This is a genomic window from Nocardia sp. BSTN01 (assembly GCF_015354405.1).
GTDB lineage: Bacteria > Actinomycetota > Actinomycetes > Mycobacteriales > Mycobacteriaceae > Nocardia.
On sequence record NZ_JADKYP010000075.1, the window covers coordinates 1 to 25,251 of the forward strand.

The 25,251-nt window shown below is 70.6% G+C and carries 21 protein-coding genes; 11 read left to right on the top strand and 10 right to left on the bottom strand.

Annotated features, from left to right (window positions below; all coding sequences use genetic code 11):
• From IRT45_RS32910 to IRT45_RS32930, 5 genes are all read right to left on the bottom strand, one after another.
• The coding region (locus tag IRT45_RS32910) for a 2-oxo acid dehydrogenase subunit E2 (RefSeq protein ID WP_194809694.1) at positions 1-1,809 on the bottom strand (1,809 nt) is incomplete at its 3' end.
• 150 nt (positions 1,810-1,959) lie between these two features.
• Entirely contained in the window at positions 1,960-5,952 is a 3,993-nt protein-coding gene (locus IRT45_RS32915; RefSeq protein ID WP_194809695.1) for an ABC transporter ATP-binding protein, read from the bottom strand.
• Positions 5,953-6,020: 68 nt separating this feature from the next.
• The gene (locus IRT45_RS32920; RefSeq protein ID WP_228535775.1) at positions 6,021-6,815 is read right to left on the bottom strand and encodes an ABC transporter permease; all 795 of its coding nucleotides are present in this window, start codon (positions 6,813-6,815) and stop codon (positions 6,021-6,023) included.
• Entirely contained in the window at positions 6,812-7,756 is a 945-nt protein-coding gene (locus IRT45_RS32925) for an ATP-binding cassette domain-containing protein (protein ID WP_194809696.1), read from the bottom strand. Before IRT45_RS32925 ends, IRT45_RS32920 begins: the two co-directional genes overlap by 4 nt.
• A complete protein-coding gene (locus IRT45_RS32930; protein ID WP_194809697.1) occupies positions 7,753-8,499 on the bottom strand; it encodes a hypothetical protein in 747 nt (248 codons plus the stop codon). Before IRT45_RS32930 ends, IRT45_RS32925 begins: the two co-directional genes overlap by 4 nt.
• 162 nt (positions 8,500-8,661) lie before the next feature.
• On the opposite strand from IRT45_RS32930, the gene IRT45_RS32935 reads away from it, so the two are divergent.
• A complete protein-coding gene (locus IRT45_RS32935; RefSeq protein WP_194809698.1) occupies positions 8,662-9,597 on the top strand; it encodes an AraC family transcriptional regulator in 936 nt (311 codons plus the stop codon).
• Positions 9,518-9,946 carry a VOC family protein gene (locus tag IRT45_RS32940; protein WP_194809699.1) on the top strand — a complete coding sequence of 143 codons (429 nt, stop codon included), beginning with the start codon at positions 9,518-9,520 and terminating at the stop codon, positions 9,944-9,946. The genes IRT45_RS32935 and IRT45_RS32940 overlap by 80 nt, the downstream gene beginning before the upstream one ends.
• A gap of 54 nt (positions 9,947-10,000) precedes the next feature.
• On the opposite strand, the gene IRT45_RS32945 is transcribed toward IRT45_RS32940, so the two are convergent.
• Positions 10,001-11,038 carry a glutathione S-transferase family protein gene (locus tag IRT45_RS32945; protein ID WP_194809700.1) on the bottom strand — a complete coding sequence of 346 codons (1,038 nt, stop codon included), beginning with the start codon at positions 11,036-11,038 and terminating at the stop codon, positions 10,001-10,003.
• 65 nt (positions 11,039-11,103) lie between these two features.
• On the opposite strand from IRT45_RS32945, the gene IRT45_RS32950 reads away from it, so the two are divergent.
• Complete coding sequence (locus tag IRT45_RS32950; RefSeq protein WP_194809701.1) at positions 11,104-11,898, top strand: enoyl-CoA hydratase/isomerase family protein; 795 nt, start codon at positions 11,104-11,106, stop codon at positions 11,896-11,898.
• A 94-nt stretch (positions 11,899-11,992) separates the two neighbouring features.
• Complete coding sequence (locus IRT45_RS32955; RefSeq protein WP_194809702.1) at positions 11,993-13,249, top strand: class I adenylate-forming enzyme family protein; 1,257 nt, start codon at positions 11,993-11,995, stop codon at positions 13,247-13,249.
• A 24-nt stretch (positions 13,250-13,273) separates the two neighbouring features.
• On the opposite strand, the gene IRT45_RS32960 is transcribed toward IRT45_RS32955, so the two are convergent.
• Positions 13,274-14,065 (bottom strand): tyrosine-protein phosphatase, encoded by a 792-nt coding sequence (locus tag IRT45_RS32960; protein ID WP_194809703.1) that lies wholly within the window; start codon positions 14,063-14,065, stop codon positions 13,274-13,276.
• Between the two features lie 373 nt (positions 14,066-14,438).
• Here IRT45_RS32960 and IRT45_RS32965 point away from each other — a divergent pair, with 373 nt between their 5' ends.
• Both IRT45_RS32965 and IRT45_RS32970 read left to right on the top strand, forming a co-directional pair.
• On the top strand, positions 14,439-14,915 hold the full coding sequence (locus tag IRT45_RS32965) for a TetR family transcriptional regulator (protein ID WP_228535777.1): 477 nt from the start codon (positions 14,439-14,441) through the stop codon (positions 14,913-14,915).
• A gap of 53 nt (positions 14,916-14,968) precedes the next feature.
• The gene (locus tag IRT45_RS32970; protein ID WP_194809704.1) at positions 14,969-16,147 is read left to right on the top strand and encodes an alanine racemase; all 1,179 of its coding nucleotides are present in this window, start codon (positions 14,969-14,971) and stop codon (positions 16,145-16,147) included.
• Here the strand turns inward: IRT45_RS32970 and IRT45_RS32975 are convergent.
• A complete protein-coding gene (locus IRT45_RS32975; protein ID WP_309241264.1) occupies positions 16,144-19,479 on the bottom strand; it encodes an AAA domain-containing protein in 3,336 nt (1,111 codons plus the stop codon). The genes IRT45_RS32970 and IRT45_RS32975 overlap by 4 nt on opposite strands.
• A 204-nt stretch (positions 19,480-19,683) precedes the next feature.
• Between IRT45_RS32975 and IRT45_RS32980 the strand changes: the two genes are divergently transcribed.
• From IRT45_RS32980 to IRT45_RS33000, 5 genes are read left to right on the top strand one after another with little or no spacing between them, the layout of a single operon-like run.
• Positions 19,684-20,328 (top strand): alpha/beta hydrolase, encoded by a 645-nt coding sequence (locus IRT45_RS32980; protein ID WP_194809706.1) that lies wholly within the window; start codon positions 19,684-19,686, stop codon positions 20,326-20,328.
• Positions 20,329-20,343: 15 nt separating this feature from the next.
• Entirely contained in the window at positions 20,344-20,778 is a 435-nt protein-coding gene (locus IRT45_RS32985; protein ID WP_194809707.1) for a hypothetical protein, read from the top strand.
• The gene (locus tag IRT45_RS32990; protein WP_194809708.1) at positions 20,771-22,135 is read left to right on the top strand and encodes a WXG100 family type VII secretion target; all 1,365 of its coding nucleotides are present in this window, start codon (positions 20,771-20,773) and stop codon (positions 22,133-22,135) included. The genes IRT45_RS32985 and IRT45_RS32990 overlap by 8 nt, the downstream gene beginning before the upstream one ends.
• A gap of 39 nt (positions 22,136-22,174) precedes the next feature.
• Positions 22,175-22,930: an ESX secretion-associated protein EspG gene (locus tag IRT45_RS32995; protein WP_194809709.1), complete on the top strand. Its 756-nt coding sequence runs from the start codon at positions 22,175-22,177 to the stop codon at positions 22,928-22,930.
• Positions 22,931-22,936: 6 nt separating this feature from the next.
• Positions 22,937-23,476, top strand: coding sequence for a gamma carbonic anhydrase family protein (locus IRT45_RS33000; protein ID WP_194809710.1), 540 nt, complete (start codon positions 22,937-22,939; stop codon positions 23,474-23,476).
• Between the two features lie 19 nt (positions 23,477-23,495).
• Here the strand turns inward: IRT45_RS33000 and IRT45_RS33005 are convergent, their stop codons facing one another.
• Both IRT45_RS33005 and IRT45_RS33010 read right to left on the bottom strand, forming a co-directional pair.
• Positions 23,496-24,140 (bottom strand): phosphoribosyltransferase, encoded by a 645-nt coding sequence (locus IRT45_RS33005; protein ID WP_194809711.1) that lies wholly within the window; start codon positions 24,138-24,140, stop codon positions 23,496-23,498.
• Between the two features lie 12 nt (positions 24,141-24,152).
• Entirely contained in the window at positions 24,153-24,944 is a 792-nt protein-coding gene (locus IRT45_RS33010; RefSeq protein ID WP_309241265.1) for a carbon-nitrogen hydrolase family protein, read from the bottom strand.
• Between the last annotated feature and the right edge of the window lie 307 nt (positions 24,945-25,251).

Sequence of the window (25,251 nt, forward strand, 5' to 3'; positions counted from 1 at the left end):
GAGAAGCGCTACTCCAACACCGACCTGGGCACCCACACCCTGCGCATCCCCGATTTCGTGAAGCTCGCCGAAGCGCTGGGCGTCCATCATCGGAATGGTCGACTCGGCGCCCTCCAGCGAGAAGCGCTTCTGGCCCACGTACTTGGTCTGCAGGAAGGTCTCGAACGCCTCGGCCGCGTTCAGCCGCGACAGGATGTACTTCTGCTGGGCGACGGTCGGCTTCTCGTGCTTCTGCTCGACCCGGTCCTGGATCCATTGCAGCTGTTCGGTTTCCAGGATGTGGGTGTACTCCACGCCGACGTGGCGGCAGTACGCGTCGCGCAGCACCGAGAGCACGTCGCGAAGCTTCATCCGCTCCTGGCCGTGGAAGCCCGCGACGTTGAATTCGCGGTCGAGGTCCCACAGGGTCAGTCCGTGCTGGGTGACGTCGAGGTCGGGGTGGCTGCGGAACTTGTCCTTCACCAGCCGCAGCGGATCGGTGTCGGCCATCAGGTGGCCGCGACTGCGATACGCCGCGATCAGCTCCTGGACCCGCACGCTCTTGTCGACGCCGCGCTCTTTGATGTCCTTGCGCCAGCGGACCGGCTCGTAGGGCACGCCCATGCCGTGGAAGATCTCGTCGAAGAATTCGTCGGAGATCAGCAGGTTGTGGATGGTGCGCAGGAAATCACCCGACTCCGCGCCCTGGATGATGCGGTGGTCGTAGGTGGAGGTCAGCGTCATCAGCTTGCCGATACCGATCTCGGCGAGCTGCTGATCGCTCATGCCCTGGAATTCGGCCGGGTACTCCATGGCGCCCGCGCCGATGATCGCGCCCTGGCCGGGCATCAGCCGCGGCACCGAGTGGTTGGTGCCGATGGTGCCCGGGTTGGTCAGCGAGATGGTGACGCCGGTGAAGTCGTCGGTGGTGAGCTTGCCGTCGCGCGCCCGGCGCACGATGTCCTCGTAGGCGCTGTGGAACTGCGCGAACGACATCGTCTCGGTGTTCTTGATCGCCGCGACGACCAGGGTGCGGCTGCCGTCCTTGCCCGGTAGGTCGATCGCCAGGCCGAGGTTGGTGTGCGCGGGGGTGACCGAGTTCGGCTTGCCGTCGACCTCGGCGAAGTGGCGGTTCATGTTCGGGAACGCCTTGACCGCCTGGACGATCGCGTAGCCGAGCAGATGGGTGAACGAGATCTTGCCACCGCGGGTACGGGCCAGATGGTTGTTGATGACCAGACGGTTGTCGATCATCAGCTTCGCCGGAATGGCGCGCACGCTGGTCGCGGTCGGGATGGTCAGCGACGACGACATGTTCTTGACGATCGCCGCGGCCGGGCCGCGCAGCACCTTCGACTCGTCGGCGGCCGGTTCGGCCGGAGCGGTCTTGGTGGGGGCGGCGTTGGAGGTCGGCGCCGGGGTGGTGCTGGCCTGCGGCTTGCTGCCGCGAGCCTGCGGCGGGGCGGCGGCGGCCGACGCGGCGGCGGTGGCCTTCGGCGCGGCCGGAGCCGAGGCGGCAGGGGCGGCGGGTGCGGGCGCCGGAGCGGGGGCGGGCGCCGGGGTGGGGGCGGTCCTCGGCGCGCGGGATGCGTTCGAAGTGGCCGGAGCCGGAGTGGCCGGCGCGCTGGGGGCGGCGGTCGGCGCGGACGCGGCGGGACTGCTGTTACCTGTCTCACCCGGCGATTCCGGTGTGTAGTCGGCGAGGAACTCATGCCAGCTCTCATCGACCGACGACGGATCTTGCTTGTACTTCTGGTACATCTCGTCGACGAGCCACTGGTTCTGTCCGAACTGGGATGTTGAGCTGCTCACAGCAGGTGTTCGCCTCATTTCGTTCTTCGCGCTGCGACGTTTGTGACGTGCCCGGCACGGGTCGATCGGCACGATGTGCGCCGATGCGCCCTTTCTGAGGATAGGCCCAGCCGTGACAGCGTGCCCCAGCGCGGCCATGTGTAGGCGCACCGCCGCGCCACTGTCCGGTTAACGACCCCCGGACAGACCCAGCCTCATAGGTGACGACTCGTCCCGTGTCGAGAATATTCCTTCGTCGGAAGCGGCTGCCTCCCAGAGTCGGTTATAGATTCCGCGCTCCGTCAGTAATTGCGCGTGCGGGCCGAATTCCACGATCCGCCCGTGCGCGACGACCGCGATCCGATCGGCGCGCGCGGCGGTCGCCAAACGATGCGCGACGATCACCGTGGTGCGCCCGCGTGCCAGCGATCTGCTCGCTACCAGCACCTTCTCCTCGTTGGCCGGATCCAGGACCGCGGTGGCCTCGTCGAGCAACAGCAGATCCGGATCGACCAGTTCCGCACGCGCCAGTGCGATCAGCTGGCGCTGGCCCGCCGAGAGCCCGCGCCCGCCCTCACCGATCGGCTGGGCCATACCCCGCGGCAGTGACTCGATCATCTCGAGCGCGCCGACCGCCGCGGCGGCCCGGGCGATATCGGCCGATGTGGCACAAGGTTTCCCAAATGCAATGTTGCTGGCGACGTCGCCGGTGAACAGGTGAGCTTCCTGAGGGACCACACCGAGCCGGGCGCGGAACTGCGCGAGCCGGTAGTCCCGGATATCCGTCTCGTCGACGCGAATGGATCCGGAGTGGGCCGCCGCGGCGGCCCCGTCCGCGTCCGGCTGCGAGCGAGGAAGGTCGTACAGGCGCGCCAGCAGTTTGACCACCGTCGATTTGCCCGCCCCGGTCTCACCCACCAGCGCGAGGGTCGAGCCGGCCGGAATGCGCAGGGAAACATCTTCCAGCGCAGGTGTTCTGGCGTCGGGGTAGCGGAAGGTGACGCCGTCGAAGCGCACCTCACCGCGCAGCCCGCGCTCGATCTCGACCGCATCGGCCGGATCGGGGGCGATCGAGGACGGGGTGTGCAGCAGTGTTTCGATGCGCCGCAACCCGACCCGGGCCTGCTGATAGCCGTCGAAGACCTGGGAGAGCTGGGTGATCGGCCCGAACAGCAGGCTCAGGTAGAGCACGAAGGCGACCAGGGTGCCGGCGGTCGTGGTGCCGTGTGCGACCTCACGGGCGCCCAGATACACCACCGCCGCCTGCGCCAGATCCGCCCAGGCCAGCACGAACGCGAAATACAGTGCGATGGCGCGCTGTGCGCGCAACCGGGCCCGGCGGTACCGATCGGAGTAGTCGGTGAACCGGCGGGCGGCCTCGGCCTCGTGGCGGTAGGCCTGGGTCGCGCGCAGGCCCGCGACGTTCTCCTGGAAGTCGGCGTTGACCGTGGCCACCCGTTCCCGCGAGGCCGAATACGCCGATGCCGACACGCGGCGGAAGAACAAGGTCGCCACGATCAGCGGCGGCAGCGCCACGAACACCACCACGGCCAGGGCGGCGTCGATCACCAGGAGGGCGATCACGATGCCCACGACCGTGACCAGGCTGATGAGGGCGGTGCTCAGCCCGGTCTGCAGGAATGTCGACAGCGCGTCGATATCGGTCGTCATCCGCGTCATGATCCGGCCGGACAGTTCGCGCTCGTAGTAGTCCAGGCCGAGTCGTTGCAGGTGGGCGTAGCTGCGCACCCGCAGCCCGTACAGCACCCGCTCGCCGCCGCGCGCGGAGAGCCGGGTTCCCAGTGCCTCGTCCACCCAGCTCAGCAGCACCAACCCCACGCCCACGACGGCCGCGACCGCCAGCGCGGCGCCGCGATGCTGTCCGACGCCGTCGTCGAGCGCGAACCGGGTGAGGGCTGGGAATGCCACCGAAACGGCGGCGTCGACGGCCAGCAGCGCGACCACGGCCGCCAGCAGCCAGCGCACGGGCCGCAGCAACCGCACGAGCCGGAACGCGGGGTCCGGCTGTTCCAGCTCGCGATCGTTCAGGCTCGGTTGTTCGGTCGCCGGGGCAAGAGCGGTCAGCGCGGCCCGCATCTCCGGCGGCGCGTCCGGTTCCGAACTCGAATCCTGGTCGGCGGCAACGGTTTCGGTGTCCAGCACTGATGGGGGATGCGAACCGTCGACGACCGCGGGAACAGGATCGAAACCCTCGGCGCGGCTTCCCTGCGTGGCGATATCCGGGCCGGTAGGGCCGTTCGGAGCCCGCTCGACGCTGGGCGCGAAGATGGCGCCGTCGGCGTGCGCGGGCGCGTACCGGGAAAGGTCGGCGGCCGTCGGCGGCGGCTCCGGAGGTTCGGTTCCCTCGCCCGGGACGGCAACGGATTCGGCATCCAGGCCGGGTGCCGTGGCAGCGCCGCCCGGTCCCGGCAGCCGGACGACGCGGTCCGCGTGGGCCAGGGTCGATTCGCGGTGGGCGAGGATCAGCGTGGTGCGGCCGTGGGCGGGCAGTGCGTCGAAGATCGCGGCCTCGGTGACGGCGTCCACCGCGGACGTGGCGTCGTCGAGAACGAGGATGCGCGGGTCGGCGAGCAGGGCGCGCGCCAGGGCCAGGCGTTGCCGCTGTCCGCCCGAGAGCGTGAGACCGCGCTCGCCCACGACGGTGTCGTAGCCGTCCGGCAGTGCGCGGATGAATTCGTCGGCCGCGGCCATCCGTGCCGCCGCGCGGATCTCCTCCGGATCGGCATCCGGTTTGCCGAGTGCGATATTGGCGGAGACGGTGTCGGAGAACAGGAACGGCTCGTCGAAGACGACGCCGATCGCCGCGCGCAGATCGGCGGCCCGCACCCGCGCGATATCGATCCCGGCGGCCTCCGGATCCTGGTCCGCTCCGGCCCCGAAGAGGCTGATCCGTCCCGCCTCCGGCGTATGGAAGCGCGGCAACAGCAGTGTCAGCATCGATTTCCCGGAGCCGGCCGGTCCGATCACCGCCACCGTCTCGCCGGGACGCACGGTGAGATCGAATTCGTGCAGAACCGGGCGGCCGGGCTCGAATCCGAAGGTGAGGCCCCGGATGTGCAGCCCGAGCGGGCCCTCCGGCAGCGGTTGCGGATCGGGTGGGTCGATGTTCTCCGGCGCCTCGTCGATCACCTGATAGACGCGTTCGGCCGCGGCCCGGGTCAGCTGGGCCATGACCAGGACGTTCGACAGAATGCGGGTGCTCGACGCCATCATCGTCACGTAGGTCGCGAAGGCCAGGAAGGTGCCGACGCCGATCACCGCATGCAGCGCCAGCGTGCCGCCGAGTGCGATCACGATCACCAGCCCGGCCTGTGGAATCGCCGACACCGTCGGCGCGAACCGGGAGTCGATGCGGGCCGCGCGCATCCGGTGGGCGTAGAGCCGCCGCCCGTGCTCCTCCAGAATCCGCACCATCCGCGATTCCTGGCCGAAGCCCTTCACCACCCGGACGCCGGTGACGGTCTCCTCGACGTGCTGGGCGAGATCGGCCGCGCGCTGCTGCGCCGACCAGGTGGCGGCGTGCAGGCGCGGTCGCACCCGGTACACCACCAGCGCCAGCACCGGCACGGTCAGCAACGACACCAGGGCCAGCGGTGGCGAGAGCACCAGCATGGCCACCGCGGCGAAGGCGAAGATCAGCAGCGACGCCGCCGACAGCGGCGCCATCGCGAGCAGTCCCTGCACCAACTGCAGATCGCTGATCGATCGCGACACCACCTGGCCCGTACGCAACCGGTCCTGCCGCGGCCCGTCGTAGCGGTGCAGCGCGGTGAGCAGGTCGACCCGCACCTCGTGTTGGACGTCCAGCGCCAGCCGTCCCGCGAGCCAGCGCCGCCCGTAGGTCGCCGCGAATCGGGCCACCGCCAGGGCGACCAGTATTCCGGCGATCGGCGCGAGCGCCCCGACCTCGCCCAGCCGGGCGTGGTCCAGCGCCGCCTTGGCTGCCAGCGGCGCCGCGGCCTCCGCACCCGCCCCCGCCACCACGGCCGCGATGACGCCGGTCAGTACCCGCGGATGGCCCCGGCAGGCGGTCCAGAGCCGCCGCAGCCAGCCGCCGCGGCCCGCATCGCGCGCGCGGCGGGACCGCTCACGGGACGGTGCCGTTGCGGCCGAGCCGGCGTCGCGGCCGGATCCGGAGTCGAGGGTTTCGGTGTCGTTCATGTCGATTCGACGGTACCGACGGGCCCCGACACCCGGTGTCTCCCGCACCCTGTGCGGGTGGACGCGGATCAGATGTCGCGCGTGCGCAGGTACCACCAACCGGCCGCCCCGGCGGCGACGGCCCAGAGCACCAGCACCACGGCCGAGGCCGCATCGGGCGGCAGGAACGGACTCTCCGGGAAGGAACCGACCGCGACCGAGCCGATGGTGGCCGAACCCGGCAGCAGCACCACGACGCCCGCGATTCCCGCGCCCTTGGCGACCAGCCAGATCAGCGGTTCCAGGATGAACAACCATCCCGCCATCGCGATCACGGCCAGATTCGGCGATCGCACCAGCAACCCCAGGCTCACGCCGATCACGCCCCAGCACACCGCCGCGAGCAGGCCACCGCCGAATACTCCGACCAGTCGCCAGCCGAATTCGACGGTGTGCCGCCCGAACGCCAGCAGGCCCACCGCCGCGCCGACCTCCGCGCACACCGCGAGCACCAGCGAATAGGCCGCGGCCACACCGGCTTTCGCGCCGAAGAGCACATCTCGGTCGGGTGTGGACAGCGCGGTGAGCCCCATGCTGCGGTAGCGGTATTCGTCGCCCGCGTCGACCGCGCCGCCGATCGCCGCCGCACCCACCGCCACCGCGATCGCCAGATACAACCCGACGGTCGCCGTTCCGGTCGCCAGCGCCTCGTGCGGTTGCGGACCCGAGCCGCGCACCGCGGACGCCGAGGCGACGACGAAGGCGACGGCCGCGAGCACCGGGGGCAGCAGCCATCCCGAGCGCACCGCGGTGATCTTGCGGAGTTCGGCGGTCGCCGCCCGGCTCACCTCGGCGGGAATGGTGGGCAGGGTCGGCAGCATCATCGCGTTCCGTACATGGTCGCAGGGGCGGGGGCGGGATAGGGCGGGGCCGTGGAGGAGGTGGTCGCGGTGGAGGTGGTGAGGATGGCCAGGACCCGATCCGGATGGACGGGTTCGGCCACCACCTCGCCCAGGCGGACCCGCGCCAGCGCCGCGGCGGCCTCGATCTCGGCGCGCGACGCGTCGGCGACGGCGAGCCTGCCGTCGCTGCGCATGACCGCGTCGGTGAAACCCTGCGCGGCCAGCGTCGTGGCCAGCGCGATCGGACTCGACGCCGCGACCACCAGCCGATCCGGGTGGTTGCGCCGTAGCCGCCGCGGACTGCCCTGATAGGCCACCGAACCGGCCGAGAGCACGATCACCTGATCGCATACCGGTACGGCCGCGCCGAGGCTCTGCGAGGTGAACAGCGTGGTCCCACCGCGCCGGGCATGAGCCCGCAGATAATCGAAAAGCCATGCCCGCTCGGCTGATTCGAGACCGTCGAACGGGTCGTCGAGCACCAGCAGGCGAGGCTGTGCGAGCAGTGCCTGCGCCAGGGCGAGCCGCGTGCGCAGGCCCTCGGGGACATCCCGCACCCGCGTCGTGGCGGCCTCGCCGAGGCGCAGCGTCGCGAGCATCGCGTCCACCCGATCGTCGCCCACACCGGCCGCCGCCGCGTAGACCCGCAACTGAGCTCGCACGGTCCGGGCCGGATGCAGACCGCGCGGCTGCAGCACCGCGCCGATCCCGCCGCCGCCCGGGGTCTCCGCGGTACCGGAATCCGCGCGCAGCAATCCGAGCAGAATGTCGATGAGCGTGGATTTTCCGGATCCGGGCGGGCCGACGAGGGCCGCGGTGGTGCCGGCCGGAACGGTGAACGAGACGTCGCGCAGGGCCACGAGACCCTCGAACTGCTTGTGCAGTCCGCTGATCGAGACGGCGAGCGAGCGGGCCGCGCTCATCGCTGCTCGGCCGTCGAACCGGAGGCCGTGCCGTCCGGATTACCCAGTGCGGGAAGCGGATCCGCGTCGATCACGGTGCCGCGCGCGGTACCGCCGGACCATCGCATCGGCGCGGGCCCGAATGCCTTGTGCGCGTTGGTGATCACATTCTTCCCCAGAGCGCGGTTACCGAATCCGCCGATGGCCGCGCCGATTCCCGCCGGCAGCACCTTGCCGAACATGAGCATGCTGCGTTTGGTGATGAACTGGACGACGAATCGCTTCATCAGTGATTCGTTCATGCCCTTGATGCCCGGTATCCGCTCCGCCAGAAGCGTGCCCCAGTTCTTGGCGGAATGGCCCACGCTCTGCTGCACGATCTCCATACCGCTCTCACCGAGCACCACCGCCAACACCAGCGCGCGCCGGCGCTCCTTGTCCTCGGGGGCGATGCCGTGCACGGCGGCGACGGCGAGCGTGAACACGGCCGAGGCCTCGAGGAAGAAGGTGGTCTCCGCGCTCATAGCCGCGATCGAGGTCAGGGTGCCGACCCCCGGGACGGCGGCGGTGGCGCCGACCGCGGTGCCGCTGCCGGTCACGGTCGTGAGATAGATCTTCTCCAGCCGGTCGAGGATCTGGGCCGGACTTTCGTCCGGATGGGCTCGGCGGAACCGGTCGACGTACTTCGCGACCGCGGGAGCCTGCACTTGTGCCCCGTTGTCCAGCAGTGACCGCACGGCCTTTTCCACGCCGCTGTCGAACATCGGTAACGCACCCCTCTCGTCCGGTCGGCACAAACTCTAGTGGTGCCGGTCCGACGGCCGCGGACGAAGTCGGCGACGGTGGCCGATACGGCCGTCGACCGTGCAACGAATCGCGCCCGGGTCCGGTTCCGCCGAGCCCGCGCGAGGCCTACCGTGGAACAGGTGAGTGGTGTCTCCGCGGGAGCGCGCCGGTTACCGGCCCCGTCGCTGCGGCCCTACCTCGGCCGCTACGACGGATATCTGCTGCACGGCTTCGACCCGGGCGTGCACGTCGGTATGCCGAGTACCACCATCACCGTGATCCTCACCATCGACGAGCCGATCGATGTGCCGGTGTCCTCCCATCCCGGTCAGGCCGGCGGCCGTTGGGACGCGCTGGCCGGTGGATTGACGCTGCGACCGACCCTGATCGCGCACAACGGCTACCAGCACGGCATCCAATTGGCGGTGACACCGCTGGGTGCGCGGGCGCTGTTCGGAATTCCCGCCGGTGAGCTGGGGGAATGGATCGTCGACCTATCGGATCTGCTGGGGCCCGACGCCGAGCGGGTGCGCGAGCGGATCGCCGCGACCTCCGACTGGCGGGCGCGGTTCGCGGTGCTGGACGAGGTCTTCTGCGCGCGGGTCGCCGCCCTCGACCCGCGCCGGCTCGAGATGGACGCCAATCTCCGCCGGGCCTGGCGGCTGCTCACCGACCCCGCGGGCGCCCCCGCGGTCGCCCGGGTGGCGCACGACATCGGCTGGAGCAGAAGACATCTGGCCGCGCGATTCACCGGTGAGTTCGGCATCACGCCGAAGGAGGCCGCGCGGTTGACCCGTTTCGAGGTCTCCCATCGCCTGTTGCGCCGCCCCGAGGTGAGCATCGCCGAGGTGGCCGCCGCGACCGGCTACTACGACCAGGCCCACATGGCTCGCGACTGGCGCGAATCGGCCGGGTGCCCGCCCTCGGTGTGGCGCGCCCGCGAGGTGTTCCCATTCGTCCAAGACGACGGGGTACCGAGCGAGAAAGGCTGGGAGCATGACCGAAACAACCCATACCGCAACGACCGATACCGCGACGAAGACGGCCCCGGTGTGGCCGACGTTCATCTACCGTGACGCCCCGGCGGCGATCGATTTCCTGCAGCGCGCCTTCGGCTTCGTCGAAGTCGCCCGCTACGGCACCGATGACGTGGTCCAGCACGCCGAACTCGGCTGGCCCGGTGGCGGCGGGATCATGCTCGGTTCGCAGCGCGACGATTCCGCGCTCTGTGAGCAGCCGCCGGGGACCGGCTCGGTGTACATCGTCGTCGACGATCCGGACGGCCTCTTCGAACGCGCCCGCGCCGCCGGCGCCACCATCGTGCGCGGACTCCGCGACGAGGACTACGGCTCGCGCGGATTCACCTGCCGCGATCCCGAGGGCGTGTTCTGGAGCTTCGGCACCTACGCGGGAACCACCGCATAACGAAACGACGATCCGATCCGGAGGCGGACCGGCCGCCTCCGCGACCGGTGACGCTCAGACCCAGTCGGCGGCCGGAACCCGCTCCGCCGGCAGGGGCGGCGGAGGTGGGGTGCCGTCGCCGAAAGGCTTGCCGCCCAACGCTTCTCGCCCGTGCGGCGTGAGCCAGTCCGACAGTTCCGGCCCCTTCGGCACGATTCCGGTCGGATTGATATCGCCGTGGACCACGTAGTAGTGCCGCTTGATCTGGGTGAAATCGACGGTATCGCCGAAGCCGGGGGTCTGGAACAGGTCGCGGGCGTACGCCCACAGCACCGGCTGTTCGGTCAGCTTGTTCCGATTGCACTTGAAATGGCCGTGATACACCGGGTCGAACCGCACCAGCGTGGTGAACAGCCGCACATCGGCCTCGGTGATGGTGTCGCCGACCAGATAGCGCTGATCGCTCAACCGTTCCGACAGCCAGTCCAGCGCGGTGAACAGCCGGTCGTAGGCGGCGTCGTAGGCGTCCTGGCTGCCGGCGAAGCCGCAGCGGTAGACGCCGTTGTTGACCTCGGTGTAGACGCGCCGATTCACCTGATCGATCTCGGCACGCAGCGGTTCGGGATACAGCTGCGGCGCGCCCGGCCGATGGAACTGCGTCCATTCGGTGGAGAAGTCGAGCGTGATCTGCGGGTAGTCGTTGGTGGCCACCTGTCCGGTCGGCACGTCCACCACCGCCGGGACCGTGATGCCGCGCGGATACTCCGGATCGCGCGCGAGGTAGGCGTCGCGCAGGAAGTGGATGCCCAGCACCGGGTCCACCTCGCCCGGGTCGAGGTCGAAGGTCCAGCTGCGTTTGTCGTGGGTCGGCCCGCACAATCCCAGCGAGATCACCTGTTCCAGACCGAGTAGCCGCCGCACGATCAGGGTGCGGTTGGCCCACGGGCAGGCCCGCGCCGCGATCAGCCGATAGCGCTGCGGTTCGACGGGATAGCCGTCGCGGCCGTCGGCGGTGATCCGGGTGGTGATGTAGTTCGTGTCGCGCTTGAATTCGCCGGGCTCGACATAGGTCGCGGTGGTCGAACCGGCGTTCTCGGTCGGCGAGGTATCCACGGCACCAGTCTGGCAGACCGGCGGCCGGGGTACCGGTGACGTCCCGTTCTGGATAGATTCGGCCGATGAGCGATTCGAAACCCACCCGGTTGGAACGGACCGAGACCGAGGCCGGCGCCCAGCTCGCGATCATCACCATCGGCCATCCGCCGTTGAACCTGTTCGATTCGGCGCTGCTGGGGTCGCTCGCCGCCGATCTCGCCGAGCTGACCGCGAACCCGCCACGCGCGCTGCTGATCCGCGCCGAGGGCAAGGTCGTCTCCGGCGGTGTCGACGTCCACGAATTCGACGGATTGAGCGTGGATCAGGGCGCCGACCTGTGGCGGCGCCTGTTCCAGGGCATCATCCACCCGATCGAGGCGCTGCCGTGCCCGGTGGTCTTCGCCGCCCACGGACTCACCCTGACCGCCGCCTTCGAGATCTCGCTGGCCTGCGACATCCTGCTGGCCGCGCCGAAGGCCAAGTTCGGGCTGGTGGAGACGGTCGTGGGCCTGACGCCGTCGATGGGCGGCCCGCAGCGACTGGCCGAGCGCGCCGGTTCCGGCCGCGCCCGGGAACTGGTCATGACCGGCGACCTGTACGACGCGGCCACCCTGGCCGACTGGGGTGTGGTCAACGCGGTGCACGAGGATGTCGACACCGCGGCCCGGGCGCTGGCCGCCCGACTCGCCGACGGCCCGACCCGCGCGCACGCGGCCACCAAGCAGATCATCGAGGCCTGGCGGTCCGGCGGCGTCGAACATGCCGATTCGGTGACGCCCAAGGTCTCCGGCGAACTGTTCGACACCGAGGATTTGCGGGGCGCGGTGCGCAGCTTCCTCGAGGTGGGCCCGGGGAAGGCGAGCTACACCGGGCGGTGATCGCTCGGACATCTTTGTCGCCTAACGCCCCACGGTTGTGATCTGCGTCATATAGTCACAGGTGCCTGTTGATCGAGGCATCCGGAGGGACTTGATGACGCAGCTTCTGATCGAATATCCGCAGACGCGAAATCCGTGGTACGGCAACCCTCTTGCTCGCGGAGCCGACGGCGTGCTGCGGTACGGAAATCTGAATCCGGCCCTCACCGAACTACTCGATGTGCAGGTACACGCGTTCTCGGCCCGGGAGGCGGTCGTCGAAATCGGCGGGCCGCGGCTGACCTACCGGCAGCTGTGGCATGCCGCTTCCCGGATCGCCGGCGGGCTGCAGGAACACGGAATCGGCTACGGCGACCGGGTTGCCGTGCGGATGCCGGTGGGTGCGCGCTGGGTGCAGGCCTTCCTCGGCGCTCTGTTGTCCGGTGCGGTGCCGGTGCTGGTGCACGACGGACTGCCCGATGCCGTCGCCGCCCAGGTGATCGCGGACAGCTGCGCGGATTTCGTCCTCGACGGCGGCGGCGCCGAAGCCGGTTACGCCGATTTCCCCGACGGTGCGGCCTTCATCGACGACGGCGCCTCGCTGAGCGAGCTCGCCCTGCTGTGCTACACCAGCGGCGCTGCGGGCCAGGGTTTTTCGGAGGCGCCGGGCGGTCCGCGCGGTGTCGAGCTGACCAACGAGAATCTGCTGTCGGCGGTGCGTTCGGTGGTGGGGGCCTTCGATCTGCCGACCGAGGGATTGCGCAATCTGGTCCTGATGCCGCTGGCCCACGCGAGCGGCTGCGTCGATCAACTGCTGCCGACCTTCGCCGTGGGCGGCACGGTCGTCCTCGCCCCGGACCCTGCCATGATCGCCGAGACGATCGTGGCCGAACGCATCGATATGGTGGCCGCGACGCCCCGCATCTTCGCGGGCCTGCTCCCGGAACTCGCCGGATTGCGGGCGGAGGGCGTGCGCCAGGTGTGCAGTGCGGGACATCGCGCCGAACTGGCCGCGACCGACGCCGGCACCGCGGAAATCGTCGCCGAGGCGTTGCGTGAGGTGTTCCCGCTGGCCCGGCAGTGGTCGGTCTGGGGTGCGACCGAAACCAGCGGCATCGGACTGGCGCTGGTGGACGCCGGCGCGACACCCGGCCGCGACGTGCTTGGATTCCCGTTCGGCGGTACGGAATTGGCGCTGTGGGGGCCGCGGGCCGGGGTCGGCAGCGGCGAATTGCTCTGTCGCGGACCGAATATCACCCCGCGCTACTGGAACGACCCGCAGACCACCGAATCGCGGTTCACGGGCAGCTGGTTCCACACCGGAAATCAGGTCAGCATCGATACCGACGGTCTGGTCCACCGCACCGGATAGCCGATGCGGTGCGCCGGTACCGGGTCACTCCAGCAGCCGGGTGTGCAGCGCGGCCCGCAGCTGCGGCGTGATGCCGATGGACTCGAGATAGCCGTCGATGGTGCCGTAGCGGCGGTGCATGGCCTCGGTGCCGGCGGCGAGGTATTCGATGCTCACCCCCAGCAACGCGGGCGGCAGCGGCTCGCCGGAATTACGCGCGACGTCGGCGGCCAGCGATTCGATCGCCTCGTTGCTGAGCAGGTAGTCGGCCAGCACATCGTCCTCGGTGACGCCGACGGCGCGCAGCAGGGTGGCGACCGCCCAGCCGGTGCGGTCCTTACCGGCCGCGCAGTGCACCAGGACCGCGCCGTCGCCGCGGGCCAGCGACCGTGCCATGGCGGTGATCGCGACGCCCGCCTCCGGCATCGAGGGGAATTCGGTGTAGACCTCGAGCAGATCGAGATGGCGGCCGGTCGTCGAGGTATCGTCCCGCGCCGCGGCCTCGTGTGGCGGCAGCGCCGGTTCCGGCGGGGCCTCGTGCGGGGCCCGCGCGGCGCCGATACCGGAGTGGAACGGGGTCACCTCCAGGCGCACGCCGTCGGGGAGGATGTCGACGCCCATCCGGTCGGCCTCGCCGGGGCCGCGCAGGTCGTGCACGGTGGCGACGCCGAGCCGGCGCAGGATCTCGTGTCCGCGTTCGTCCAGCCGGCACAGCTGGGCCGACCGGAGCAGAACTCCGCTGCGAATCTTGGTCCCGCTCGCCGTGCGCAGGCCGCCGACGTCGCGGTAGTTGAAGGTGCCGGGAATGTGGAGATGATCGGGGCGCACCGTTGTCACGACTCCAGGTTATCGGCGGGTTCGCGGCGGTGGGGTGGCGTTGGATCACCTGTGTGCTCGCCCACATCGATATAACGATTCCGGCCCGGAGGCCGTAGAGTTCTGGACGTTTGCGCCCGGGCGCCGCCCGCGCTGACCGTGGCGGATCCGCCGCCGGACCACCGCGCGGGGTGTGTCCGGGAGGTAACAAAACAATCTTTCAGTACGGAATGGCCTATCGAACCTGGTCGCGATCCCCGAAAACCCTCTAACATTGACGGATGTTGAACGGGTCGCCCGAGGTAGAGCTCGGAAGAGATCACCGCGGATCGGATGCCCGTTGAGCGAGCCGCGCAGGCGAGGTGCGCGAGTTCTTTCGCCGAGGGAGTCGTCGTTGAGCGCTAGTGGAGAGATGATTCAGGTTCGGCCGCGGCCGATCGTGCAGGAGGCCATCGACGCCGCGTCGGCCGCCTGCGATTGCACGGGCACGCGCGCGTTGCGGGTGGTGCTGCACGCCGGTGTGAGTGCGATGTGGTCGGCCATCCGGGCCACGCCGCAACGGCAGGTGCGCACGCTGGATCTCACGATCAGCGCCTTACGTCGCCGTTGGGAGGGGGAGGCCGACTGTTCCGGGCTCTCGGCGACGGAGTGGCTGCGCGATCTCGACGCCGAGGTCGGTGCGGCGCTGGACGCCTGTGCCGAGCGCTCGAACACCCAGTGGATCGAGCCGGTCACGGCGATCTCGGCATACGTGCTGGCCGTGATTCAGGGGGCGGTGCTGCGCTGGCTCGCCGATGGTGACGACGAGACCACGCTCGTGGTGCTGGACGATCTGGTCGCGACGCTGATCACCAAGGCGGTCGATCGATAACGACGCGCCCACTACTCCTGGACGTGTGACCAGTTTCGTGATTGGCTGATGTCGTGACAGACGCGTCGCCCATCGCCGACCTGCACGCCGCCACCGCGGACCTCGATCCGCCCCTGGCCGCACTGGACCTGAGCGCGTTGCGCGCCAACGCGGCGGACCTGGTTCGCCGGGCCCGCGGCGTGCCGATCCGGGTGGCCAGTAAATCGGTGCGCTGCCGTGCGGTCCTCGAGGAAGTACTCGGCCCGCAACTCACCGGCCGCGGCGGATTCGCCGGCATCATGTCCTATTCGTTGCGCGAGGCGCTGTGGCTGGCCGGCCACGGGGCGCGCGACATTCTGCTCGGCTATCCGAGCGTCGATCGCGCCGCACTGGCCGACCTGGCCGCCGATGCCACCCTGCTCGACTCGATCACGCTGATGGTCGACGACGTCGCGCAGCTGGATCTGATTCGCGCCGCGGTCGGCGGCGCCGGAATCAGCCCGCGCGTATGCCTGGATGTCGATGCCTCGTTGCGCGTCGGCCCGCTGCACCTGGGGGTGCGCCGATCGCCGATCCGGACGCCCGAGCAGGCCGAGCGGCTGGCCCGGGTCGCGCGCGAGCGTGGATTCCGGGTGGTGGGTGTGATGACCTACGAGGCGCAGATCGCCGGCCTGCCCGACACCAATCCCGCGGTGCGGCTGGTCAAGCGGCTCTCCGCGGCCGACATCGGCACGCGCCGTGCGCGGGTGCTGGACGCGGTGCGTGCGGTGGCCGGTGAACTCGAGATCGTCAACAGTGGTGGCAGCGGGTCGATCGAGGTGAGCGTGGCAGCGCCCGAGGTCACCGAGGTGACCGCCGGGTCCGGCCTCTACGTGCCGACGTTGTTCGACGGATATCGCGCGTTCACACCCCACCCGGCGCTGTATTTCGCGCTGCCGGTTCTGCGCCGGCCGGCCGCCGATATCGCCACCGTGTTCGCCGGCGGCTATATCGCCTCCGGTCCGGCCGGTGCGTCGCGGGTGCCGAAGCCGGTGTGGCCCAAGGGTTTGCGATTGATCGGCGCCGAGGGTGCGGGGGAGGTGCAGACGCCGTTCACGGGCGCCGCGGACCTGGCCGTCGGGGATCGGGTGTGGATGCGCCACGCCAAGGCCGGTGAGCTGTGCGAACGCTTCGACGCCATCCACGTCGTCGATGCCGACGACCGGCGCACCACGGTGCCGACGTATCGGGGCGAGGGCCGCAACTTCGGCTAGCCGTGCCCGGTCAGTTCGAGGTAGGCGGCCAGATCGGGCAACTGCTCGGGTGTTTCGGGCAGATAGTCCGTGAGCAGCGGCGAGGCCACGACGATCGCCGACCACATCGCCCGGGAGACGGCGGTGGTCAGCCAGTGCCGGGAGAGCAGGTCGTCCATTCCGTGCGGTGCGTCGGCGGGTGCCGAGGTCGTCATCGAGATCAGCACGACCGCCGCCTCCCGGCCGCGGAAGCGATCGGCGGTGCCGACCACCACATCCTCGATCCGGGCCCGCGACAACAGCATCCGAATGCGCGCCACCTGCGCGTGATAGGGCGTGACCACCAGGATGTCGTGCGGATGCAGCCGCCGGGTGAGCACGCCCTGGCGCCAGGTGCGGCCCAGCAGGGACCGGACCTGACGGACGATCTCACGGGCCTCCTCCGCGGATTCGGTGCTGTTGCCGTGATGTTCGACCGGCACCGCGCGCACACCCGGCGCGACGCCCTCGAGTTCGCGGGCGAGGGTGACCGTCTCGTTGGAGCGCAGCCGACGGCCGTAGCGCAGCGACGACACCGGCCCGCACACCTGCGGATGCATTCGCCAGGTGCGTTCCAGGAAATAGCCGAAAGCCGTGGGCACCGTGGGGTTGTCGCCGACGATGCGGCCCAAGGCCGATTCGTGCACGCGCTCCGGGTGCACGCCGGTGCCCGGTAACGGCGCCGGATCGCCGACCAGCAGCAGATTCCGCGCCGACGCGCCCACCGCGATCGCCTGGGCCAGCGGGAAATATCCGGCATCGGCGATCACCAGCAGATCCAGACTCTGCGGCGCCACCTGCTCGGGATCGGTGAAATCGCCTGGGAGACCGCCGATCACACAGCCGTTCACCGCGTTGTCGAGGAAGCGCGGATAGCGGTCGGCGGCGATCCCCAGCCATTCCGGCGCCACGCTGTGCACATCCGATTTGGCGACCAGCTCCGGCAGGACGCCCACACGGACCACGGCGTCGAGCAACACCTCGGCGGCCGAATGCGTTTGCGCCACCACCCCGACGCGCCATTTGTAGCGGGTGACGAGCCGCTCGATCACCCGTGCGGTGGTGTCGAGTTTGCCGGTGCCGGAGGGCCCCTGCACCGCGAGATACGAGCAGTCGAGATCGAGCACCGCGGCGGTGATCGCGGCCGCGTAGTCGCCGAAAACCTGTGGGAGCGCGGTCGATCCGTGCAGCCGCGGCCGTCGCCGGCACAGCAGGTCGAAGGCGGCCGTCAAGGGGACGTCCGGCAGGCTGATCAGCAGATCGTGCGCCACGGCGTTCAGCGCCTGTTCCAGATCGTCGTCGCGGCCCGGCGGATCGGGCACGATGGCGACGGGCAGTTCGTCGTAGGGGGCGCACCCCGGCGGCAGCAGTTCCTCCACCCGCACCACATCGTCGAAGTTGTCGTCGAGCGCGAAACCGAGCACCGTGGCCGCCGCGGTGGCGCGCCGGCCTGGGGTGGCCGGCAGGTCGGGCACCGGCGAATCGTAGAGCGTGCGGACCGCGGTGCCCGGCGGCGGCGGGCGACCGGTGCCCAGCCGGCCGGTCAGCTTCAGGTAGCGCCGCATCGGCCGATCGTCGGTGTGCTGCCATTTGGTGTCGACGCTGGCCCAGTCCGCGACGAGAACGCCCGGGGTATCGGCCCATTCGCCGATCGGCCGGTGCAGGCGGTCCTCGTGCGCCCAGTGCAGCGGCTGCCGCTCGCGCCGGTGATACCCCAGTACCGCGGCCATCATGGCGGCGGCTTGCTGTCCGGCGCTGCGGGTTTCGTCGTAGTCGAAGGCGAATTCGCGCAGCGCCGCCTCCACCGCGGCCGGTTGTTCGGCGAGGGTGCGGCGCGGCACCGGGCAGGGCTGGATGTCGTGCTCGGCGGCGAGTTCGCAGAGTCGCTCGCGCAGGCGCAGTGTTGCCGCACAGGACGATTCGAGGTCGGCGCGGATCGGTTCGGAGTCGGGGTCGAGCAGGCCGAGTACTTCCGGCAGATCGTAGGTGCGGGCGCCGATCAGCAATGCGGAACGCACGATCGGATACAGGTCCAGCAGGGCGCCGAGCAGGTCGTCGGCGGTCTCCTCGTCGGCGCCGCAGCGCGCGCACAGGTCGGCCAGCAGCGTCCGGATCGGCGAGCAGAAGTGGTAGATCCGCAGGTCGGGATGGTGCTGCTGACGATCGGCGAGAAATTCGAGCAGCGCCACCGGATCGTGGGTGGTGAAGGCGTGGAACAGGAACACCCCGTCGCCGCCGTCCGCACTCCGCGCGGCGACGCCGACGCCGACGGCCGACCCGGCGACCGCGACGAAGACGTCGCCGGCATCGGGCGGGGCCAGCTCACCGAAGGCGGCGGCATCCGTGACCGCGTAGGCCGGGCGTCCGGTGCGCTCGCGGCGCAACTGCAGTTCGGCCTGCCGTCGCAGCGTCGAAAAGGTCTGCACCGCAACGCCGGTCACCGACGAATCCGCGGCGGCGAGGCGATCGACCGTGGTGATGCCGGCATCGCGCAGCTGCGCCCGCACCGACGGCCGCATACCGGCCACCAGCAGCAGATCGCGCCCGGCCACCAGTTCGGCGGTGCAGCTCGCGCATCGCCCGCAGGCGAGGTAGCGGCGGTCTCCCCACTGCACGGGCAGCAGTTCGTCCTGTTTGGCGGTGAGGATCGCGGCGAGCCGAGTCCGCCGCGCCGCGTAGACGGTCTCGGCCGGACCCAGTTCGTGGATCCGCTCCGCACCCGCGGCATCCCGGATCCGGACCCACGGATCGACGTCGAACCCGTTGTCCCGCACCAGGCGCGCACACGCGGCGGCCTCCATGAGCGCCGCGACATCGGACGACGACGCGCGGACGTACAGGACGAAGGTGGAACTCGGGATCGGCGGCGCTGCGCGGACGACGTCCGCGACGCCCGCTGCGCCGGCCTCGTCGGAGGCGACGTTGTCCGGCAGCGCCGCGGGCCGCCGCGTGCGCACCGGTGCGGGGTCGTCGCGGCGGACGAGAACGGCGCATCCGGCCGCGAAGGTTCCGTCGAAGAATGTCGCCCCGAATATCGCGGGCGCGTCGGTGCCGAGGGCGGCGACGGTGCGGTCGTGCGCGCCGCGCAACTCCGAGGCGGTGGCGGCATCCGGCGGATCGATGGTGATCACGCTCGCACCGAGGGCGGCGTAGACATCGTCGAACACCTCGTCCGACAATGCGTCCGAGCCGAGCGGAAAATGCACCGGATCGGTCGGATCCGGCGAAAGGACAAGGCCCAGTTCGGTATCGAGCGCGCGCAGCAGCGCGAATTCGCAGCGCGCTGCCCTCACCAGGTCATCGGTGCTGCACACGACACGATCACCGAACAGAATCAATCGCGGCCCTCCTGAGTTCCGGACACCCGCACGCGGCCGACGCCCGCTCGCGTGCCGAGTCGCGCAACAGCGTAATCATTCGAGGTCGTACGGCGTGGCGTGAGGGGGGCGTGTCGGATATCGGTCTCACTTCGCCGGGCCGGGACGGCTCTCGGACGGCCTGCCCGTGACAATGGGCCGATGTCGTACTTCCAGGGTGCCCGCGGTCGACTGCACTACCGGCGGTGGCCGGTGGAGCGGCCGGTCGCACTGGTGGCGTTCCTGCCCGGAACCGGCCAGCACAGCGGGCATTACCATCGGCTCGGGCGCGGCCTGGGCGCGCGCGGTATCGAAGTCTGGTGCCTGGACACCGCCGGCCAGGGGCTGAGCGAAGGCGACCCGGAGGCGCCGGGAACGCTGCCCGAACTCGCGCACGACGCCGCCGCGCTGGTCCGGGTGCTGCGCGCCGAGCGGCCCGATCCGCCGCTGTTCCTGGCCGGCCACTCGCTCGGTGCGGCGACCTGTCTGGCATCGATGTCGCTGCCGGAGATGTCCGGGTGCGCGGGCATGGTGCTGACCGGGACCCCGAAGCGGGCCGTCGAATCGCCCGCCGCCCTGCCGCCCGGACTGCCGATTCTGGCGCTGCACGGCGTCGACGACCGCCGCGCACCCATCGACTCCGCGCGTGCGTGGTCTGCCCGGCATCCGTCGGTGGGGTTGCACGAGTACACCGATGCCGGGCACGATTTGCTGCACGAGCCGGTGCATGCGGCAGTCACCGCCGATATCGCGGAGTGGATTCGCGAGGTCGCCGACCGTCGTCACGGCGCCGCGGACGTGGGTTGAGAAAGGGGGACCGCGATGCAGTCACAAGAGGCCGGGGATCTGCGCAACGATGTCGGTGCGCTGGCCCAGGCGGTCGACGACGGAGAGCTGTGGATCGACGGCGTACTCGTCGGCGACGGCACCCACGAGCGCTGCGCGCGCCGCTACGAGTCGCTGGCCGACCAGGTCGAGCAGCAGATCCGGACGCTCGGCGCGGCCGCGTCCCTGCCGGGCTTCGGCGGTTTCGAGTCGGGACATTCGCTGCGCCGCGGCTTCGAGGGCAAGGCCGCCGACGCGGTCGATCGGTTACGCGAATACGCCGATGCCGCACGGCAATTGGCCCAGACCCTGCGCGCTGCCGCGGCCGCCTACGCCCAGCACGATGCCGATGCCGCCGCGGCGATCGGCAAGGCCGCTCCACCTCCGGTGGTCGTAGCGCCGTCGCAGCCGGTGGGGGTGGGACATGCATAGGGTCAGCGGCAACGGGACACCGCCGGCGCAGGGGCACACCGATCCGGATTACGCCCCGACGGTCGAGGTGTTCGACCACCTCACCCACCGCGATATCCAGCGTGGGGTGCAGGAATTGAATCCCGAGATCATCACCGCGGGCCGCCAGGCCTGGCAGAGTTCGGCCGCCGCCATGGCCGAGGCGGTCCAGTCCGCGCACACCGAAATTCGCGGCGCCATCGCCGACGGCTGGCGCGGTGGTGCCGCGCAGCTGGCCGCCGACGCGGTGACCGCCTTCGAACGACTGGGCCAGCAGCTGTCCGATGTGATGGCGGTTGTCGGACAACGACTCGGGCAGGCCAACGACGCAGCGGAGACATTGCGCGCCTCGGTCTCGCAACAGGTGAGCGCGCATCCGGATCTGGCAGCGGCACTGCTGGATCCGAAACAGGCCACCGCCAACGTCGCCGTGCAGAAGAGCGCCGAGAACGCGCGCCAGGACGCCGTGCGGGTGATGGATTCGGTCTACGCCGGTGTCTTCCTGCGCACCGGCGACAGTGTGCCGGCGTTTCCCGACGGCGGTATGTATCCGAATCCCGCTGTCGTACAACCGGGTGAGGAGGCGACCGCGCCGGGCGGGGGCAGTGCGGATCTGATCGGGCGGGCGACGGGCGCCCAGGTGACGCCCACGGTGGACGGACCGCAGGGCCCGGCAGCGGCTCCGGCGGATCGGCCCGCCGCACCCGCCGACGACTCGGCCGGCGGCGATCGGCCCGGCGGTGATCAGCAGGCAACCGATCGTCCGGCGGCCGTCACACCCGCCGCGGCCGCACCGACGCTCGTGGAGCCCCCCACCCCGGTGCACAGCACGTCGGCGGCCGCCACGGTTCCCGAGGCGCCGGTGGCCGCGACCGCGAATCCGGTTGTCACACAGCCCAAACCGTCGAGCACCGCGCAACCCGCCGCGGCGGCAACGGCATCGGCCGGCACCCTCGGCGTGGTCCCCGCGGCCGCCGTCGGTCCCGCCCCGGCGTCGACCGCCCCGGCGTCGACCGCGCAGAACTCCGATTCGACCAAGCGCGACGACCACGATCAAGACCACAACCCCGGCGCCGACTCGATGTCCGGAATGGGTGCGGGCATCGTGGGCGGGCTGGCCGGGGGCGCGTTCGCCGCGGGCGATGCGGTGCGCCAGGGTCCGTCGACTCCGGTGGCGGCGAAGCCGATCCGCCGCGACGAGGACGAGGACGAGGACTACTACTCCGAGTTCGACGACGAGCCGACCTTCCTCGAACCGGCCGAGCCGGGTGGCGAGCTGGTCGGAATCCTCGACCCGACGACCCCGCCCGTACTGGGCGAATGGTCCGAGGATGACTGATCGCGCGGTGACGGCGGAGGACGAGGCGGGCCGGCGGCGGTGAAATGGACGCTGACACCCGATCAATTCGCGATGGCATGGCAACGGATCGACGGTGACCGGATCCCGTATCCGCTCGCCGTGCGGTTGTCCGCCCGCGACAGCGGCGAACGGGCCGCGCAGCTGCCGGATCTGACCGACTGGTGCGACCGCACCGTGGACCCCGATCTGGAGGCGGCGTTGCGGCTGCTCGCCCGGCCCACCGTGTGCGTCGAGGTCTTCGGCGAATCCGGTGCGGGACAGGCCCGGCCCGTACGGGTGCTCGGCGCGGCCGCCGGCCACATCACGGTGGTCGCCGCCCAGCGCCACGGCGACGCGGCCGATCGCGGCGGTGACGTGCGGCTGTTCGTCGGGAATTCCGCCTCCCTCGCGGCGCGGGTGGTGTCGCTGCTGCCGGAGTGTCCGGCCGGAAGCGAACCGCGCCGCACGGCACCACTGGACCGGGTGCGCGAGGACAGTCGCGATCTGGTGACGGTGCCGGTCGCCGGTCCCTCCACGACCGCGCGCATGCGGCGGTTGCTCAAACAGCCTCGCGACGGCATCGGTCAGATCGTGGTCTCCGCGCGCCGCGCCGACGGCAGCATGCGCCCGCTCGGCGTGCTGTGCTGGATCGACGTCGCCGGCGACGGCCGTTACGCGGTCCGCACCCGCGCGGAAGTGGATATCGTCGGTGTCACCGCGGAAACCTTTGCCGCGCAACTGCGCCCGATGGTCGCGGCCGCGGAACGAGTGGTCGCCGACGACAACGAATGGTGAGAACGCATGCCCTGCTACGAATTCGAAGGTAAACGCCCTCAGGTGGATCCGACCGCATTCATCGCGCCGACCGCCACCCTGATCGGCGATGTGCGCGTGGAGGCGAACGCTTCGGTCTGGTACGGGGCCGTGCTGCGCGCCGACCTCGCACCGATCATCGTCCGCGAACGGGCGAATGTGCAGGACAACACCGTGATTCACACCCCGCCCGACGTGCCCGTCGAGGTGGGGCCCGGCGCCACGATCGCGCACAGCGTGGTGCTGCACGGCGCGAGCGTCGGCGCGGAAGCGATCGTCGGCAACGGCAGCACGGTACTCGATATGGCCACGATCGGCGCCGGTTCGATGATCGCCGCGCACTCGCTGGTCCAGCCCGGTACCGAGATCCCCGGCGGGGTCCTGGCCGCCGGAGCGCCGGCCGAGGTCAAACGCTCGATCGCCGGCACCCAGGCCGAAGGCTGGGTCAGGATCAACCCCGGCTACTACGCCGACCTCGCGCAGCGGCATAGGAAAGGGGTGCGCGAGATCGATTCGGAGAGTGAGTGATTCGCGTCGGCGCGGTTGTTCAGCCGCCGGGCCGGTGTGCCGTCGGCAGCAGGTCCAGCATCTCCTCGTCGTCGAGTTGATGGAAATCGCGATACGCCCCGCCGACTCCACCGAGGGACCGCGGAATCAGCGGGCACACCGTCTCCCGGGCCAGGCCGCGCAGCCGTTCCATCGCCTCGATCGAGGACACCGGCACCGCCACCGTGATCCACCGCGGCCGGTGCGACCGCGCCACGCGGCATGCCGCGGCGACCGTCGCGCCCGTGGCCATCCCGTCGTCGACGATCACCACCGTGCGATCGCTGATCGGCACCCGCGGCACCTGCGCGCGCACCATCCGCTGCCGCCGCGCCAGTTCCGCGCGCTCGGCCTCCTCCACGGCGGCGATCTGCTCGGTTCGCACGCCGGTCTGCCGCAGCACGTCGTCGTTGAGAACCCGTACCCCGTCCTCGCCGATGGCCCCCATCGCCAGTTCGGGTTGCCACGGCACGCCGAGTTTCCGGACGAGCAGCACATCCAGATCGCCGCCGATGACCTCGCGCACCGCGGCCGCGACCGGCACCCCACCGCGCGGCAGTCCCAGCACCAGGGGATGCCACGCCCGCAGGTGCGACAGCGATTCACCCAGCGTGCGACCGGCCGACCGACGATCCGGATAGATCATGGTGCCACCAGTCTATGGCTCGACGGTGAATCGGCGCAGGCTCAGGCTCGGGTTGGTGGTGCGGATCTGCCGCAGGTGATCGAGATCGATGCGGCTGGTGGCGATACCGGGGGCATCACCGAGTTCGGCGAGCAGATTGCCGGAGGGGTCCACGATCATCGACGCGCCCGCGCCGCGCGGGGCGCAGTGGTCCGCGGCGGCCACGTAGACCGTGTTCTCGATGGCACGGGCGCGCAGCAGCGTGGTCCACTGATCCAGCTTGCCCGGTCCCGGAATCCATTGCGCGGGAAGTAACAACACCTGCGCTCCCGCGGCGGCCACCCGGCGGCAGCCCTCCGGGAAGCGCAGGTCGAAGCAGGTCTGCAGGCCGAAGGTGACACCGTCGACGGTGAAGGTGGCGGGATCCTCGATCGGGCCGGGAGCGACCACCTCCGATTCGCGGAATCCGAACGCGTCGTAGAGGTGCACCTTGCGGTAGACCGCCACGAATTCGGCATCGGGACCGGCCGCGATCAGCGTGTTGTAGATGCGGTCGGTGATCTGCCCGCCCGGCGCCTCGACGACGCCGGCGACCACGTGCACCCCGAATTCGGCGGCGAGCCCGCGCAATTCGCTCGCCCACGGGCCGGTGATCGGCTCGGCCGCCGCCACCACCCGTTCGTCCAGCCGCTTCACCGCGAACATCGAATATTCCGGGGCGACAACCACGTTCGCCCCGTGCTCGGCGGCGGCGCGAACGTGGTCGCGCAGCGCGGCGAGATTGGCGGCCTTGTCGGTGTACGGCCCGAATTGCACGACCGCGATATCGACCGCCCGCGCCGGAGCCGGGGCGGTCGCCGGTCGGGCGGCGGGCCGGGGTTCGAGTCCACCGGCCACCACGGGAGCGGGCCGCCCGGCCTCCGCGGTGGTGGAGGTGATCACGATCGGGACGGGACTGCCGATCGGCTCGGCGGTGGAGATTCCGGCGACGGGGCGGGCGGTTCCGGGTACGTCCGCAGTGTCGGATTCGTCACTCAGGAGTGCGCCGGCGCCGCCGCGAGAATTCGGCTCGGCGGGCGCAGATGCGGTGGGCCGCAGGGGTTCGGCGGATTCCGGAACGTCGCGCGAGGGC